The organism is Shewanella rhizosphaerae (assembly GCF_019457655.1).
GTDB lineage: Bacteria > Pseudomonadota > Gammaproteobacteria > Enterobacterales > Shewanellaceae > Shewanella > Shewanella loihica.
The window spans coordinates 3,554,573-3,571,300 of sequence record NZ_CP080420.1 but is presented as its reverse complement, the minus strand read 5'-3'; the positions used below and the strand labels follow the sequence as shown (position 1 = coordinate 3,571,300).

Annotated in this window: 14 protein-coding genes and 1 riboswitch; of the genes, 6 read left to right on the top strand and 8 right to left on the bottom strand. The window is 55.0% G+C overall.

Features of this window, described 5'->3' with window-relative positions; genetic code table 11:
- Window positions 1–2: 2 nt before the first annotated feature.
- The 8 genes from K0I63_RS15570 to K0I63_RS15535 all read right to left on the bottom strand — a co-directional run bounded on the left by K0I63_RS15570 (window position 3) and on the right by K0I63_RS15535 (window position 9,574).
- Entirely contained in the window at window positions 3–2,180 is a 2,178-nt protein-coding gene (locus K0I63_RS15570) for a cation:dicarboxylate symporter family transporter (protein WP_220081605.1), read from the bottom strand.
- Between the two features lie 172 nt (window positions 2,181–2,352).
- Window positions 2,353–4,059, bottom strand: a complete 1,707-nt coding sequence (locus K0I63_RS15565) for a GGDEF domain-containing protein (protein ID WP_258406892.1) — start codon at window positions 4,057–4,059, stop codon at window positions 2,353–2,355.
- Between the two features lie 70 nt (window positions 4,060–4,129).
- Entirely contained in the window at window positions 4,130–4,396 is a 267-nt protein-coding gene (locus K0I63_RS15560) for a hypothetical protein (RefSeq protein WP_220060067.1), read from the bottom strand.
- Between the two features lie 40 nt (window positions 4,397–4,436).
- Window positions 4,437–5,249 (bottom strand): SAM-dependent methyltransferase, encoded by an 813-nt coding sequence (locus tag K0I63_RS15555; RefSeq protein WP_220081603.1) that lies wholly within the window; start codon window positions 5,247–5,249, stop codon window positions 4,437–4,439.
- Between the two features lie 94 nt (window positions 5,250–5,343).
- Entirely contained in the window at window positions 5,344–6,000 is a 657-nt protein-coding gene (locus K0I63_RS15550; RefSeq protein ID WP_220081602.1) for a GNAT family N-acetyltransferase, read from the bottom strand.
- Window positions 5,990–7,681, bottom strand: a complete 1,692-nt coding sequence (locus tag K0I63_RS15545) for a pepsin-like aspartyl protease (RefSeq protein ID WP_220081601.1) — start codon at window positions 7,679–7,681, stop codon at window positions 5,990–5,992. Before K0I63_RS15545 ends, K0I63_RS15550 begins: the two co-directional genes overlap by 11 nt.
- A gap of 265 nt (window positions 7,682–7,946) precedes the next feature.
- Complete coding sequence (locus K0I63_RS15540; RefSeq protein WP_220081600.1) at window positions 7,947–9,200, bottom strand: M56 family metallopeptidase; 1,254 nt, start codon at window positions 9,198–9,200, stop codon at window positions 7,947–7,949.
- A complete protein-coding gene (locus tag K0I63_RS15535) occupies window positions 9,200–9,574 on the bottom strand; it encodes a BlaI/MecI/CopY family transcriptional regulator (RefSeq protein ID WP_220043179.1) in 375 nt (124 codons plus the stop codon). The genes K0I63_RS15540 and K0I63_RS15535 overlap by 1 nt, the downstream gene beginning before the upstream one ends.
- Window positions 9,575–9,827: 253 nt before the next feature.
- Between K0I63_RS15535 and K0I63_RS15530 the strand changes: the two genes are divergently transcribed.
- The 6 genes from K0I63_RS15530 to K0I63_RS15505 all read left to right on the top strand — a co-directional run bounded on the left by K0I63_RS15530 (window position 9,828) and on the right by K0I63_RS15505 (window position 16,643).
- Window positions 9,828–10,481, top strand: a complete 654-nt coding sequence (locus tag K0I63_RS15530) for a hypothetical protein (RefSeq protein ID WP_220081599.1) — start codon at window positions 9,828–9,830, stop codon at window positions 10,479–10,481.
- A gap of 188 nt (window positions 10,482–10,669) precedes the next feature.
- Complete coding sequence (locus tag K0I63_RS15525) at window positions 10,670–11,971, top strand: metal-dependent hydrolase family protein (RefSeq protein WP_220081598.1); 1,302 nt, start codon at window positions 10,670–10,672, stop codon at window positions 11,969–11,971.
- A gap of 142 nt (window positions 11,972–12,113) precedes the next feature.
- A complete protein-coding gene (locus K0I63_RS15520) occupies window positions 12,114–12,464 on the top strand; it encodes a DUF805 domain-containing protein (protein WP_011866788.1) in 351 nt (116 codons plus the stop codon).
- 220 nt (window positions 12,465–12,684) lie between these two features.
- A riboswitch (cobalamin riboswitch) is annotated at window positions 12,685–12,901 on the top strand.
- Window positions 12,902–13,000: 99 nt separating this feature from the next.
- Entirely contained in the window at window positions 13,001–14,971 is a 1,971-nt protein-coding gene (locus tag K0I63_RS15515; protein WP_220081597.1) for a TonB-dependent receptor, read from the top strand.
- Window positions 14,972–15,064: 93 nt separating this feature from the next.
- Window positions 15,065–15,676: an arylesterase gene (locus tag K0I63_RS15510; RefSeq protein ID WP_220081596.1), complete on the top strand. Its 612-nt coding sequence runs from the start codon at window positions 15,065–15,067 to the stop codon at window positions 15,674–15,676.
- 241 nt (window positions 15,677–15,917) lie between these two features.
- Complete coding sequence (locus K0I63_RS15505; RefSeq protein WP_011866785.1) at window positions 15,918–16,643, top strand: HDOD domain-containing protein; 726 nt, start codon at window positions 15,918–15,920, stop codon at window positions 16,641–16,643.
- The last annotated feature ends 85 nt before the right edge of the window (window positions 16,644–16,728 follow it).

The window sequence follows — 16,728 nt, the reverse complement described above, 5'->3', positions numbered from 1 at the left end:
CCTTAATCTACCCAGTGCAGCACGTCCCGTATGATGGACCACCTGGGTTTAGGCTCGCTGGCGCCTTGGCCTAGCATCCAGTAGTTGTAGAGCCGCTCTTGGTGGCCATCCACCTTGCGCAGCTTTTGCCAGTTGTTGACATAGTTGAGCAGCGACTGGTTGTCCTGGGCGACCGCATAGGCGATAGGGTATTTCGCCTTGTACTCCAGCGGCGCTATGCCATAGCCGGGGAAGAAGAGGGTCCAGGCGGAGCCCGCCTCGGCGCTGATCACCACGGCATCATACTTGTCGCCCTTCTGACGGAAGAAGTCCTTGTAGCCCTTAATCTTGACGAACTTAAGGTTAGGGTAGAAGGCCTTGGCATCTTCAATGATGTCGCTGTGCTCCACGTAGGCGATGGTGGTATCTTGCATCGCCTTGATCGACTGGTTGCGCTTGAAGCTGTTGACCTTATGGTCTTTGGTGGCGATGGCAAGATTAAGTAGCAGCACGGGCTCCACATAGCTCAGCTTGTCCATCTGCTCGATATCCATCGCCAGACCCGACATGGCGATGTCGAAGAAACCCGCGTCGAGGGAGGCGGCCAGCTTATCCTTTTCGAAGGGGATGAACTCGACTTTTACCCCCAAATCGTCCGCCAGACGATTGGCCATGGCGCTGTCGAAGCCCACCAGTTGCCCGGCGTTGTTGTAATAGCTAAAGGGCACATTGCTGGGGATATAGCCGACCCTCAGCAGGCCGCGTGCGCGGATGGCGTTGACATCGGCGATGGGGCGACTGGCGCTCTGGCCCAACACCGGATATTGCTTGCTTACTTTGGTCGGTACCTTATCGGCCACCTGCATGTTGGCGATCACGCCGCTGGTCACCTCTGGGCTATGAATAAACAGCCCCATGCCCACCCGGCAGACGATGAGGGTGAGCACCACACTGGCCCCCACGCCTATGGCCATCTTGAGCAGTTGCGGCGGCCTGAATCTTAGACGCTTCTCAAATAGCGCCACCGTCAGCAGTGTCAGGGCAAACAGGTTCATCACGGCGGTGATGGAGTTAAATTTGCCCGTGATAAAGCCAGACATCACAAATAGCTGGAACAGATCCTGTGGCAGATGTACCAGGTCCAGCATGAAGGGGATAGCCACATACACGCTGCCAAACAGCGACAGCACGCCGCTGATGGAGAGCGACGGCAGGGCGCCGAATTCTATCGGCGTGCCGTTAAACCAACCGGCGAAGAGCACGAAGAGGATCACCGTCAGCTTGCCTATGTTGGGGAAGGTGAAGGCGATGGGCACCAAGATCTCCACCAGAGTTTCGGCATCGTCGCTCAGGCTCTGATGCTCGCGCATGATCTGCTTACACTCCTCGACGATCACAGGGATGACGATGAAGATGTTGCCGGTGGCAAAGGCGGTAACCAGGCTGGACTTGCTGATCCTTAGCGCCTGGGCGAAGGTGACCGGGGTCAGCGAGGCGACTATCCAGGGCAGTACCCAGAAGGTGAGCAGCAGGCAGAGGACGAAGTAGCTGATGAGATAGACCTGCATGCTGGCAAACTCATCGACCCCCATGGTGCCAGCGGCCGAGGCCGACATGGCGAAGATCCCTATAGGCAGTACCTTCACCAGCGCCTGGGTGATCTTAGAGAAGATCTCGCTGCAGGTGTGCATGAAGTTAATGATCAGCTGCTTGTTATCACCCTCCATGCCAATGAGTGCCAGCCCCATGGCGATGGCGAAGATCACCATGGCGGGCACATAACCCTCGGCCATCGACTGGAAGGGGTTGGAGGGAATATAGAGCTTGAAATAGTCGATGGCCGCGGCGGGCTCGATGGAGCTGGTGCTGAAGAAGGAGGCGGTCTCGACAAAGGGGAAGGAGAGCGGCATCAGGGTGACCAGTAGCAGGCCGACAGCCCAGAGCAGTAGCATGATGACGCCGGCGCGGCTGAAGATCAGGCTGGCGGTGGCGCGCTTGAGTTTACCTATGCCCCCCACCAAGGAGACCAGAATATAGGGCAATACCGTCATCTGCATCAAGAGGATCACGCTGGTGCCTATGCTGCTCATCCAGCCGACGGATTCACCGAAAAAGAGCCCCACGGCAAAACCGATAAACATTGCGACGAGCATCTGGGTCGAGCTGGTCATGGCGAGCAGTTTCTTTAGCACGAGAGTCATTCCCTTTTTACGTATGCTGAGTTTCCGACTGCCTGATTATAAAAGGGGCTGCGGCTTGGCAAAAGGCTTTCATCTCAATCTGTTGCGCAGCAGCACAATTAATATCTGGGCAGATAGTGGTGGCCAGCCTCATGCCAAGGCTGGCCCGAACGCTTGATGCTAGCCTCTCTCGCTAGAGGGAGAGCAGAGAATGGGACGCCTGAGGGATAGTGCGCTTGGCCTCGGGGTCGAAGATACAGATGCGATCCCGCCCGGTTTCCTTCGACTGATACATGGCGCTGTCGGCGTCGTTGATCAGCCGCTCCAGCTTATAGCCCGACATCTGAGTATCTGTGATCCCAAAACTGGCGGTAACCTCAAACTCATGGCCCGTCTCGCCGCAGTCAATCCCGGCAATCGCCTTACGGCAAGCCTCGGCCAGCTTAACCGCCGTCTGTAGATCGCAGCCGGGCAGGGCGATACAGAACTCCTCACCGCCGATGCGGGCGAAGATATCGTTCTTGCGTCCCTGAGCCTGACAGGCCTTGGCGACTTTCTTCAGTACCCAGTCGCCAATGGCGTGACCATACTTGTCGTTGATCTGTTTGAAGTTGTCCAGATCGAACAGTATATAGCTGAGGTCTACTTCGCTGCTCTCGCAGTAGGTGAGCGCGCTCTGGGCTACCTGGGTGAAGTGACCGCGGTTAAACACATGGGTCAGGGCATCGTATTCCGCTAGCTGCTTGAGGCGTTTCTGAATGGTCCATGACTTATAGGCCCAGAAACCCAGCAGGGTGATGATGGCGATCAGCAGCGAGATAAACAGTCGGTTGTTTTCCGCTTGGGTCTTCGCCAGTTGCTGCTCTGTTAGCAGCAGGTTGTTCTGTCTGTCCAGCAGGGCGATACGACTCTTCTGCTCCGCCGCCTGATGCTCGGCGAGCTGAAAGGCCAGATGTTTGGTCTTGATATCGTCCAGATATGCCTTGTCGGCCTGGGCGTACTTGACGTGATAATCCAGCGCCGCCTTGTAATTGCCGCTCAGCTCGGCGATCTGATAGAGCACCTTGTAGGCGGTAACGACCGCCTGAGTATTGCCTAAGCCCTTTGCCAAATTGACAATTTTCTCTGCCAGCAAGCGAGCCTCACCTATCTTGTGATCCTGCAGATAGGCGCTGGCCAGGGTGGCGTAGACCTCGGCGATAAGCCTTGGGTAACGGGTTTTCTCTATGGTTTCCAGCGATGGAGTGAGTTGGGCATAGACCTCTGCCGTATTCCCGTCTCGCAGGTACTTAGTGGCGATAAAGGAGTGGATAAAGCTCTCCATTATCACCTCTTCATCACAGCTGGCGACCGCGGCCGGCAGGCTGGGCGAGTCGACCTCGAGTTGATTGAGGCCAAGCTGCGCCTCTATGGCTAAGCCATTGGCTAGGCAGGTGTTTCTTTTCGATGGCTTGCTGCTTCTTAGTTTTTCGGCGTAGCTTAGGCCTAACTCATACTGCTCGATCTGGTTGTAAAAAATGGCGGCGATGGCCAGTCCGCTCTGAACCGTTTCGGGGTCTTTTATCTGCTCGATAAATTGAAAGTTTTTGGAGAGATGCGTCAGGCCTTTGGACCAATCCTGGGAGATGGCATAGATGTTGATTAAGGTTTGATTGGCCCGGAATTTTAGTGTTTCGTTGGTGTTCGAGTTAAGGATCTTGTTGAATACGTCGATGCTCTGCGCTTGCTTGCCTTGGTAGGTAAGCTCATATCCGCGCAGGTAGTCTAAAAAATATCTCTGTTGTGGATTGAGTGATTCCTTTTCTAGGGTATTTAGCAGCTCAGAGAAGGCTTTTGGATTGCTGCTCTTAAGTTGATCAGCCTGAGTTAAGGTTGCGTCAATATCGACTTCTTCAGCCATAGACTGGCTGAAGAAGAATATTAACAATAATAATAAATATCTGACTTTCATCTAAATAGTCTGAATAAGATTATTGGTTAACTGCGCTGGCCTGTTCCTGTTCTTCGTTTTCATTATTTTCATCTTCTTTCTGCTCATCTTCTGCCGGCAGTAGGAAGGCGACGACGTCAGGACAGATATCCAGCTGTTCGTGCAGCGCTTCTGTGTCGTTGACCAGTAGCGAGTTTTTAATTTCAGCCGCGACATCGGCAGCTAAAATTTCTTGTGCTTTAGCGTCTTGGTTTTGTAGCGCCGCATCCTGACCCATGCGTTCCAGTAATTGAATAATGTTCGACATTGTTCGTCCTTATTGTTGTTGGTGGTTAGTTTGTTATTGATTAGCTTTCGGGTATTAGGGTGTTATCGACTCGGTATGCCGTTTCAAGTTTAGCCAGCTTCTCCAAGATTGTAGGGTTTGGCCGCATCTTTTCGCTGGGCGGGATCACCAGGGTGGTATGCATGAAGATCTCGGCATCGGCCAGGTCCCGTAGCGGCAGAGTGTGTTTGCGCACCTTATCTATGGGGAGCACGGCGGCCTCGTAGAGGATAACCTGATGATCTAAGGGGTAAGTCTCTGCCAGCAATTCTATCAGCACCTGACGATGGGCCTTGCCGGTGGCGAATCTGGCCATGCTCTTGTCGCCTGCCAGGCCTATCTGCCATAGGATCAGGTAACAGGAGGGGTCGAAGCGCCGCTGGTAAAACATAAACTGGCTGGCTTCAAACTGCTGGCAGCCAAATTGGCCTGGGTCTATGCCGAGGTCGGCGATGAGGCAATCTTCGGCGGAGATGCCGGGCACCATGACGGCCTCGACCCCTTCGGCGCGCGCCGCCGCTATGGATCTATGGGGCGCTTGGGCGAATACGCCGGGGTGACCGTAGAAGGCGCCGACAACTTTCTTGCCTTGTCTGACCTCTGTCAGAATGGCGTCGACCATCTCTCGGTAGGTGATATGGCGTGACTTACCCTCGCCGTAGTAGACCTGTAGCGAGCGTACGTCTGGGTGCATCTCCTGTAGCCAGAGTTCTACTATGCCGTTTGAAACGCCCGAGAAAACGACGTCGGCTTGTTCAATATAGCTGCGTGCCAGCGGGCAGATATGGGCGCCTAAGGTCATCCCTATGCCGACACAAGCCAGGCTTCCCGCCATGAATTTGGGTCCTGATGTTATGCATGTTAATTAAGGGTTAAAGCTAACAGCAATTTCTCTGTTTTAAAACCGCTAATTGCCTTGAATTGAATACTTATTTCGACCTTTTATAGTGGTGTGAATCGGCGAAGCAGGATTTCATCTGGCGAGCCTCTTTTGCCTCTGTGGATGCCAGGGGCAAAGCATCTGCGTCGAATACAAATCCCAGCTTCTTGACGAAGCGTTCGGTGGCGAGGTTCTTGGCGGCAAAGTTTGCCAGGATACGCGTCACGCCGAGCTTAAGATAGGCATACTCCATCAGTGCCCCCATGGCTTCCTCCGGGTAGAGTTTACCGTTGGCTTGGGGCATCAGCATTATGCCTATCTCGGCCAGGGTGCGATCCTCGCCCTGCCAGGTGAGCCCCTGTATGCCGATAGCGTGCAGGCTTTGCTGCTCGACTATCGCCCAGTTCATATATTGGCAACTAGATGCAGCGCCAGATAGTGCCCGGTGCATCTGGCTCAAGGCTGTTTGAAACGCCCTGTCGGCCTGGGCCTGGGTGAGCGGCGTGCCGATATGGCGCATCACCCTCTCGTCGCAATAGAGGCGGCGATACAGCGCCTTGTCTGTCTCATCTATTGGGCGCATGGTCAGGCGCTCGCTGGCAAAACCATGGTCTTCCAGGTAGTTGGTCAACCTAGAGGGCAACTCGCTTGTAGGCTGCTTCCTTGAGGGGAGTTGTTTTGATGAGAAGGATTCATTATCTGGCATGCTGCGCCTCGGACATCTGCAGCGGTCGCTGCTCGGCGAAGCGGATCACCCCTTTGTCATCCACCGAGCGGTCGAACACCACATAGTAGGCGCTCATCAGCGGCAGACCCAATATGGATTGATTCGGCCAGTTGGGCAGCTGCGACAACAGCTTGAAGCAGGCCTTGCCCTGAGTCGGCGTGTTGATCTGCCAGTAGTGCTGTGGCGTGACGCGGATGGCGATGGGCTCGCATTCCGGCGGACAGTCGGGATCGTTGCAGCTCGGCGCCGCGTCATGCTCGTTTCGCGGGCCGACAAAATAGAAGGTGATATCTGGCCAGCGCTCCAGCTGTAGCTCTGCCATGTCGATACCTGTCTGCTGAAAGGCGATATCGCTAAAGGGGGCTATCTGCTCGGTGAACTTGGGATCTATCGATTCTAGGGCCTGAGTCAGCGCGCCAAACAGGTGACGGGTGAGTACGATTGCCGAGGCGCCCGTGTCTATGATGGCATTGCTCTGCCCTCTCAGGGTGTCGCAGATATGCACCCCGTGGGTGTGCAGGTGCTGGCCGTCTGGGCAGAGTGCACTAGTGTCTGATGGTGCCTTTTCTGGCAGGGCCTCGCCTGTTTCTGCTACTTCATGTTGCTCTGCTAACTCTTGCTCCGCTAACGCTTGCTGCTCTGCATCCTCTATAGATTGTGTCAGCAGGCTGGGGATTATCTCGCCATCGCCTATTTTTAGTCCCACCAGGTTGACGTTGTAATACCGGTTTTCGATCACCGCTATGGTCTTAAATTCGCCCTGGTACAGTTCGGTATGTTCCTCGCCGCCACCTAAGATCAACCAGCCCTGGTTGAGGGGATCCTGGCCGAGGAAGGCGAACTCGTTGGCGCAGTTGGGGGCGAGCACCTCTTGGCTGGCCACATGTATGCTGGAGCGGCGGGCGAAGAAGGCAAACTTGTTAGGAGTCAGGCCGTGGCTGGTTAAATTGCTGAAATAGGGCGGCAGATCATCTGTCGGCTGGGTGCGTAGAAAACGCTTAAACTGGCGTAGATCTTCGCTATTGAAGCTCGTCTCGGTCGCCTGATGCCACTGGGAGTCTTGCGCGGTGAGCGCGCCCTGACCCATGGAGAAGTCATGATTCGCGTCAGTGAGTATCGGGCGATAGTGCTGGCTGCACAGGTGGATCTCCTCATCGAAGGGCCAGGGGAAGGTGAGTGCCGGGGCTATGCCGTAGTGATGAAAATAGTTCTTGAGATCATAGACCTTGTTAAGGGCGTCGTAGGCCAGACCTAATATACCGTCGGCATCGGCAAAGCTGGTCTCCTGGGCAAGAGATGACACCACGGCCACAGGGCACTGCTCAAGCACAATCGGATGATGGGCATGGGGAACATGGTCGTCATGGAGATCGAAATCTATCGCATCCTCACGAATCCCCACCCGGGTGTAGACCACTGGGCCGTCCCAGCCGCCTATACCGTAAAGCACCTCCTGGGCGAAGCTGGTGGGGGTGAGGGCAGTGTCGCGCTCCTCGACATAGTCGCTGCCGGACACGACCAGCGTGCTGCTGCCGGTATCTAAGATCAGGTTCAGCGGGTGCTTCTCGGCGCCAATTCTTAACTGGGCACTGTAGCCACCTTTGGCATACACATTGACGAGAGGGACTTTGAGGGTGCGGGCATTGGTGGTTGAACTCATCGATGACCTTTGGGGCTAAGGGAATTCATATAATTGTTATATAAGTGATTGTTTTACCCTATCCAATCAAGAGGGTCAATTTAAGGACGGTGGTAGGTCTATTGCCAGGAAGAAACCAAGAGATCCGGATGAGCCTGTTTGCGGGAGCCTTGTTGATTGACAAGTTTAGGAAATGTTTAGTTAGGCGGGAGATGGCCTGAGCAGTTTTGGTAACAGAAAAAGAGCAACGCGGCCCCTTTTCACTTTTCGGATTTTTCGCCTGGCTTTAGCCGGCGGTGACCCGAACTCTTTCGATCTCAGCCTTAGGCGCCGACATCATAAAATCCAGCTGTACCTTAGCCTGGCTGACGCCCTCGGGCGAGGCTTCATAGCGCCACTGACTCAGTGCCTTAACCGCTTCGACGTCAAATACACCGGCAGGGGATGACTCGATAACAGACACATTACTGACTTTGCCCTGCTTGTCGATATCAAAGGCTAGCTGCACATAGCCCTCGACACTTTGTTTCGCCGCCTCGGCCGGATAGGCTGGCTCGATGCGCATCACAGGGCTCGGGGCCTTGGCCTTTTCCTGGTGTTTGTCATTATGCTTGTCGCCCGCGATGGCGCTTTGGTTGATCAAGGCGCCCGACAGGCCCAGTGTAAGTGCCAGACCTAAAATGGCGAGGGGCCGCTTGGTGTGTGTTTTCTTCATTTGCATGATCCGCTCCTTGAGGATGGTCTTGTTTCCATAGTGAGTGTGTAGCATGCCCAGGTGGGCCTGCTGGGAGTAGGCCAATAGCGTTTGGCTATAGGCAATTCGTTGTTGTTTATCCATGTGGGTGGTGACCTCGGCATCGCAGGCTAGCTCCTGGTCGTCACGAAAACGACGATAGGCTAGCCAGCACACAGGGTTGAACCAAAACAGCGTTGCCAGCAGGTAGCCAAAGAGGTTGGCTGCTATGTCGTGGCGGGTAAGATGCTTAAGCTCATGGCTGAGTACCGCCGCCTGCTGTGACAGGGCGAGCTGTGTAAACCCCGTCGGCACCAAGACCACTGGCTTAAACAGTCCCGCGAGCATGGGCGAATCTATCTCTGGGTGGCACTTGATCACCAGAGATGCCTCGCGCCCTGTCAGAGGAAGTGGGCGCTCGCTAGTCGCTTGCGGCAGCTCGATCGCTTCGGCTCTATTGCTCAGGCGTTTAAGCTGAGTCGCCTGATAGAGCAGAGCGCCGAGCAGTGCCAGGCTGCCTAGCAGCCAGATGCTGGCCAATATCAGGTTTAGTGTCGGGTTATCGCCCTGGGATAACAGCTCGCCCGCCAGCACGCGATAGTGCTGTAGCTGTTCAAGTGAGGGGCTGGCAAGCCTGGCGGGAACCAGCAGACCCAGTAGTGTGCCCGCCAACAACAAGGGCACCGAGGCCCAGAGCATGTAGGTGTTGTGGGCACCCAGACGCGCCAGCAGCGGCCTGTGCAGCAACAGGATAACCGCGCACAGCAGGGTTAGCGGCAGCATCAGATTTATGATTAGCGAGATCATCAGGATTGCTCCTCTTCCCAGTTATCGATGAGTGCCTTAAGTTCGGCGATATCCTCTGGGCTCAGCTGTTTCTGCTTGGCAAAGCCTGCCACCAGGGGGGCGACCTTACCGGCGAACACCCGCTCCACGAAAGACTGGCTCTCCTTGAGTTGATACTCGCTCTGATCGATCAGCGGGAAGTAGCGATAGGCTCGACCTTGCTTCTCAAAGCCCAGGGCCTGTTTCTTCACCAGGCGGTTGAGCAGTGTCTTCACGGTTTTTTCGTGCATGCCCTGGCTGCTAGCCAGCGCCTCTACCACCTCGCTGGCGCCTAGGGGCGAGTCTTGCCATAGGATGTTGAGTACCGACAGTTCGGCGTTGCTAATCTCTTTCATGATAGGACCGTCTTTTACGATTACGTTTGTAATTTTTAATTAAGATTACATCTGTAATCCAAAGCGTCAAGGAATTTTTCAGTCTTAATTTTTGTAAATCATCCGCTCCCTCTGGGTAACTTTGTAGTAATATCTGCTGGAAATCACTGGTGTTTAGTGATTCACACTGCAAATGGCCGCAGATTGTTATCGGTTTGTCGGCTATCTTTGTCGGCTATCTGGGTGTCGCAGCATTGAGGATGAGGTAGATAAAATGGATTTTTCACTACAGGTATTCACTCCGGCGTTGGCCAAAGGGTTGACGCTTGGCCTGTTCGCACTACCCCTGTTCGCGCAGCCCTTGGACGCGACCGCCACCGAGCTGGCACAGATGTCATCACAGGCCCATGTTCAGCCCAGTCAATTGACTATCTTCAAGCAGAATCTTGGCCTGCATTTCCCCGCCAACTGGCGCCTTGCCTACAGCGAGCAGCGCGGCGATATGTTCTCGGCCGAGTTTGTACCCGCCCAGGAGCTGCTGGCCCATTGGTCATCGCTCTACTGCGTGCAGGGATTTAAGGGGATGGCGCAGCGTATCGATCCCGAGGCCTTTCTCGACGGCTTTGCCGAGCAGTATCGCCATACCTGCGAGGGGGAGATGCAATACCAGAAACTGGGCGCCAGCGAGCTCGGCGGTAAGGCGAGCTATAGCGCCATGTTGACCTGCGATAAGATGCCGCAGACCCACAGAGGCGAGCCGGGCATAGATAAGCCGGTCGGCGAGATAGGTCACTATACTGTGATTGCCGGCAAGGAGGATCTGTTTCTGCTGCATCAATCGGCGCGGGGCGAGGCCTTGTTATCCCTCTCCTCCCTTAAGATAGCACCGCCCGTCGAGCGCATCGCCGATATGTCGGGCCTGCGATAACGCCTGCTCGGCCCTTGCTTGCGACGCTGCTTTAGTCAGGGTTAACAATGACCGCTTTTGTGGTTGTTTTTAGGCCAATTTGTTGTCATGTTAGTCAAGTTTTAGGCGCTCGCCCTTGTCCTTACCGGAAGCTTTCTCGGCAAGGTGAGGCGAGTTCTCACTCCTTCAGACATGATTAACGGGCCATAATGAAAAATAATACTCTGCTCCCCCTCGCCGCGCTGACGGCTGCTCTCTTGTCGCCATCCCTGTTTGCCAATGATGTGACAGTTATACATGCCGGCACCCTGCTGGCCGACCCGGCCGCTAAGCCGCTCAGCGAACAAACCCTGGTGATCACCGACGGTAAGATTAGCCAGGTTTCCCCCGGTTATCTGAGCGTCGAGACCGTCGCGCCCGGCGCCAAGTATGTGGATCTCAAGCAGGGCTTTGTGATGCCGGGGTTGATGGATATGCATGTGCATCTGCAAGGTGAGCTGGGGCCCAAGAATGATAGCCAGCGCCTTAGGATGTCAGACGCCGATGTGGCGATGCAGAGCGCCTATTTCGCCAACAAGACCCTGATGGCGGGCTTCACCACGGTTAGAGACCTCGGCGCCAAGCCGGAGCAGATGTATGCCCTGCGTGACGCGATTGCTAAGGGGTGGATAGACGGGCCGCGGATCATCGCCTCAGGCGGGGTGTCGGTGACCGGCGGCCATGGCGATGTGGACGGCATGAGCCCAGATCTGCTGGATAAGTTCACCACTAAGACCATCTGCGACGGCCCCTATGACTGTCGCCGCGCCACCCGCCGCGCCATCAAGTTTGGTGCCGATGTTATCAAGATCACCTCCACCGGTGGCGTCTTGTCGGATACCGACACGGGCACGGGCCAGCAGATGAACGATGATGAGATCAAAGAAATTGTGGCGACGGCTCATGCCCTGGGGCGTAAGGTGGCCAGCCATGCCCATGCGACAGAGGGGATCAACGCCGCCCTGCGCGCCGGGGTCGATAGCATAGAGCACGGCAGCTACGCCGATAAGGAGAGCATCAAGCTGCTCAAGAAGAATGGCGCCTTCCTGGTGCCCACCCTGTTGGCGGGCGATACCGTGGTGCATATGGCCAAGGAGTCTGACTTCATGTCGCCGGCCATCAAGCAGAAAGCGGTGCGAGTGGGTGCCGATATGACGGCTAACTTTACCCGCGCCTATAAGGCCGGGGTCAAGATTGCCTATGGTACCGACAGCGGCGTCTCGGCCCACGGCACCAATGCGCGCGAGGCTGTGTTGATGAATCAGGCGGGCATGAACAATAAAGATGTGCTGATCTCGGCCACCATCAACGGCGCCGAGCTAGTGAATATGTCAGATAGCCTGGGCACCCTGAGTGTCGGCAAGCAGGCGGATATTATCGCGACCCAGGGTAACCCTCTGGAGGATATCTCGGCCCTGCTGGATGTGGGCTTCGTGATGAAAGGTGGCAAGGTGGTGAAGTCGCGCCTGTGAGTGAAAAAAGATTGTCATTAAAATTCAATTTATATTTTTTAAACTATTGATATATTATGACACTTATCCAATAGGGGGCTTAGGAATGGCCCCCTCTTTTATTGGAGTTTTTCAGTCAATTTACGTAAACAAAGGGAACTATATGGAATATTTTATTGGTGCGTTGAAGAAGTTTGCTGATTTCACCGGTCGTGCACGTCGCAAAGAATTTTGGATGTTTACCCTGTTCTACATCATCTTCTATGCCGTGGCGGCAACCATAGATGTGGTGACAGGTCTGTATATGCTGAGCGGTATCTTCTCGCTGGCACTGCTTATCCCAACTCTCGCTATCTCGGCCAGACGCCTACACGACACCGGCCGTTCGGGCTGGTGGCAGCTAATAGGTTTAATCCCGCTTATTGGCGCTATCGTGCTGATCGTCTTCTATGTACAAGACAGCGTAGAAGGCAACGAATATGGTGAAAACCCTAAGGCTTTGGCCGAGGCGTAATTTTTTTCTATCTGCGATGAAGGAGGCTTATGCCTCCTTTGTTGTTTTTAGGCAGTAATACAGCCCTTGGGTGAAGATGCCTATTCGGGCCATCATGGGAGCATTAGACATTTATACGTGTAGACGTCTATAATGCCCGCGTTCTGTCACAGGAGCGGGAGAGAGCCTCTCCTCAACGCCGCACATAAGCCGCGGCTTGCCATGAGACAGAGCGTGACCTAATTTAGTCAACCTTATGTGGTGCCCTAGCCAAAATGGCGCAAGGGATAATCGGGAAGCCAGTGAGAATCTGGCACTGCCCCCGCAACGGTGATAGGTGAGAGCTGGGTGCGCCATGCCTTTAACATCATGGCGTTAAAAAAATCTACGCTCGTCGTTTAAACCTTTTGTTTAGACTTAGCCTCAGTCCGGAGACCGGCCCTTAAGGTGATTTTGAGATTTCGGCGGGCAGATCTCGAAATGCGACCCTGGCGGTTTGATGGACTGCGCCCAGTCGTGACGCCTTGCCCTGTTTCCCTTTTAGGAGTTAAAGGAAAATGGGTACACAACCTAGTAAAATTGCGCTACTTCTTGGCGCCTGTCTGGTCGGGAGCTTTCCTGCCTTAGCGGAAAGTTCGGGCACCCCAGGGCCTGTGGATGAAACCATCACGGTTATCGGCCGCACCGAAAACACCCCTATCAATATCGCGGCTAACGTCAATGTGATCGACGCCGCCGCCATCGAACTTAGCGGTGCCACCAACCTCACCGAGCTGCTGCGCGGACAGAGCGGCATTCAGGTATCAGATTCAAACTCGGGTGCCGTATTTGCCATGCGCGGTTTCAGTGCTAGTCAGGCCGTCAACAACACCTTGATCCTGATCGATGGTCGTCGCCTCAATAACATCGATATCGCCGCGCCGAGCATCAGTGCCATCGGGCTCAATCAGGTGGAGCGAATCGAGATCCTCTCAGGCAGCGCCGGTGTGCTCTATGGTGACCAGGCGGTCGGCGGGGTGATCAACATTATCACCAAGGCGCCGAAAGATAACGGCGGCAGCCTGCAGCTCTCCGGCGGCAGCTTCGACACCCTTGAGGCCAAGGCCGAGGGGTCGGTCGCCATCAACGACAACTGGCGCCTCTATGGCGCGGCCAACCATCTCAAGAGCGACAACTATCGCGATCACAATGCCAGCAAGACCAGCTCAGTGCTGGGACGCCTGCAGTATGACGATGAGGTGCAGCAGTTCTTCGCCGAGGCGAGTCACTATGACAACCATCGCGAACTGGCTGCTGCGCTGACCGACGAGCAGATCAAGCAAAACCCAAGACAAATGGGTGACCTGAAGCAGGGCGATCTCTTTATCGATGCCTACCTACATGAGATGACCACGGCGGCCCGCACCGGCTATCAGCGCCAGCTGAATGATGCTTGGGCACTGGGCGCCGACCTTAACTACAGCGACACCCTAACAACCGGGCTAAGCACCTGGAACACAAGCCGCCGCGATACCCGCTCCCTGCTGGAGTTTAAGCCTAAGGCCGTGGGCAACATCAAGACGGATAACGGCGAGCTCAAGCTGGTGACCGGCCTGGATCTTAGCCGCGGCGAGGCGACATTTAGTAATCGCAGCAATGTGCAGAAGCTGGCCAGCGCCTATCTGCAGGCGACCGTGCCCCTCACCGAGAGCTTCAGCTATGTGGTGGGCGGTCGTTACGCCGAGGTGACAGATGAGCTGGTGGACGCCAGTGCCTACCCTAATGGGATAGATCTGGATCAGGATGCCCATGCCTTCGAGCTTGGCATCAACTATCGCCCGAGCCAGCAACATAGATTCTACCTGCGGGCCGACGATAACTTCCGTTTCGCCAAGGTGGATGAGCAGGCCTATACCCCGGCTAGCATTCAGGGGCTCAAGCCGCAGACGGGTCGCTCCTACGAGGCGGGGTGGGATCTGCTGCTCGAGCGCAATACCCTGCGCCTGAGTGCTTATCGACTGGATCTCGAAGATGAGATCGTCTTCGACCCGAGCGCCGAGACACCTGCAGGTGGCAGCTTCCCCGGCGCTAACGTGAACGCTGATGCCTCACGCCGTTATGGGGTAAGCGCAGACTGGGATTGGCAGGCGACTCAGGATCTAATGCTTGGGCTTGAATACAACTACATAGACGCCGAGTTTACCGAAGGACTAAACGAGGGTAAGGCACTCTCCTGGGTAGCCAAGAACTCAGGTCGTGGCTATGTCAGCTACGATGTATATGAGCATCTGCAGCTCTTCGCCGAGGCGGTCTACACGGGTGAGCGTTACATGGAGGGCGACAATGCCAACTTAGGCGATAAGCTCGATGCCTATACCCTGGCGAATATCGCCATCAACTATTCCCGCGATGCCTGGCTGGCCAGCCTGCGGGTCGATAACCTGCTGGACAAGGAGTATGTCAGCTCAGGGTATTTCAGCACCTGGGGTAGCGGTTATTACCCTGGCACAGGCCGGGCGCTGCGCCTGACCGCCAGCTACCGCTTCTAACGCGGCTTTAGCCTTAAAAGCCAGTCAGATCTGACTGGCTTTTTTATTGCCTGCTGTTCATCATAGGGCATAGATCATTTGGGAGTCTGTGGGATGAAACTAAAGTGGTTGCTTGTGCCCGTTATTTTACTCTTGGCCATCATCTTCTGGCCAAGTGGCGGGCCCTCACTTGCTCCCTTGCCGGGGAGTGCCAGGATCCTTGCCTTTGGCGATAGCCTGACTCAGGGCGTGGGAGCCAGCCCTGGCATGGATTATCCTGCGCAGCTGCAAGCAATGAGCGGACGCGAGGTGATCAACGCCGGCATCTCGGGGGAGACCACATCCCGGGGCCGCGAGCGCTTCGCCCGAGTGCTGAATGAGACGGCGCCGGATCTCATCATCTTGCTCGAGGGGGGCAATGATTTTCTGCGCAATGGCAGCGCGGCGCAGGTCGAGGCCAACCTCTCTGCTATGCTGGCACAGGCCCAGCGGCGCGATATTCCTGTGGTGTTGATTGGCGTGCCCCAGAAGAGCATCTGGCTGGAAACGGCGCCTCTGTATGGACAGCTGGCAGCGCAATATCAGCCGCTATTTATTGAGGATTTTCTGACAGAACTGCTAAAATTATCAGAGGTAAAATCTGATGCGATTCACCTCAACGATGAAGGCTATCGTCGTCTCGCCGAGCACCTATATCAGCGTCTGCAACAGGCAGGTGCCCTATAGCTAAAATGGCCCTGGCAGTAGCCAGTCAATGGGCGTCACCCCTTGGTTAAGTGGCGGAATTTTGTCGTTTATCTTTCGTCGATTGTGGGCTGAAAGCTCAGGCGTGAGTGGCAAGATGAATTTATTTAGGTTAATGTCCGTTTTTACCCCAAATCGACTTGACCCAGACAGTCGTTTTATGGGTAAATTCTCGGATAACAAATGGCGCCGTGCCAATAATAAATCAGGTTAATAACTTCTCATGACAGATCTTGAGCATCAGGTATTCACTCAAGTACGCGCAATTATTGCCAATGAAGAACAGGTTATCGGACGACGGGGTATTCTGATCCCGCTGAAGAAAGCCATTATTGCCGATGGCGATATCCGCAATGTGATCGATATAGTCTCTTCCGATCCCGCGTTGGCGGCACATCTGCTATGGCGCAGCAACTCGGCGGCTAACGCCAGCGTGTCATCGAAGAACCGTTCATTGAAAGATGCCCTGGTGCGCCTGGGTCAGGTCAATATCTACCGTTATGCCTTCACTTTCTACCTCAAGGAGCGTCTGGACGAGCTGCCACAGCCCTACAAGAAGCTGGTATACGGCTACTGGGCGCTCACCGAGAGCATAGCTACCGACGCCGTGGATAGCCTGCATCATATGGAAGGGGTGAACATCAATCCCGATGAGGTGCAGACCCTGGCGCTGTTTAGCGTGTTTGGCGAGATCATCGCCCTGACCGCCTTCGCCTACCTGAATGCCGAGTCGGAGCAGTCGTTCCCGCTCTCTATCATCAAGTCGCTGATCGATAATCAGAAGCAGACGCTGACCCTTGAGGCATTCGAGTCATTAGGCCTGGATGAGGAACTCAGAGAAGAGTTTATGATCGCCCATAACCTACGTCAGACTCGCAATCCAGACTCTCCGGGTCTGGTGCTGCGCAGAGTGCTATCCATGCGCAATCAACTGCTCAACCCGCTCTAGGGCCTGTTGACCTTTTACGTTCATTTTTGCAGCATTCTGTATCGATTTTATACAAGGCAGAGTGATTGTAATCTAGTGAGCTACA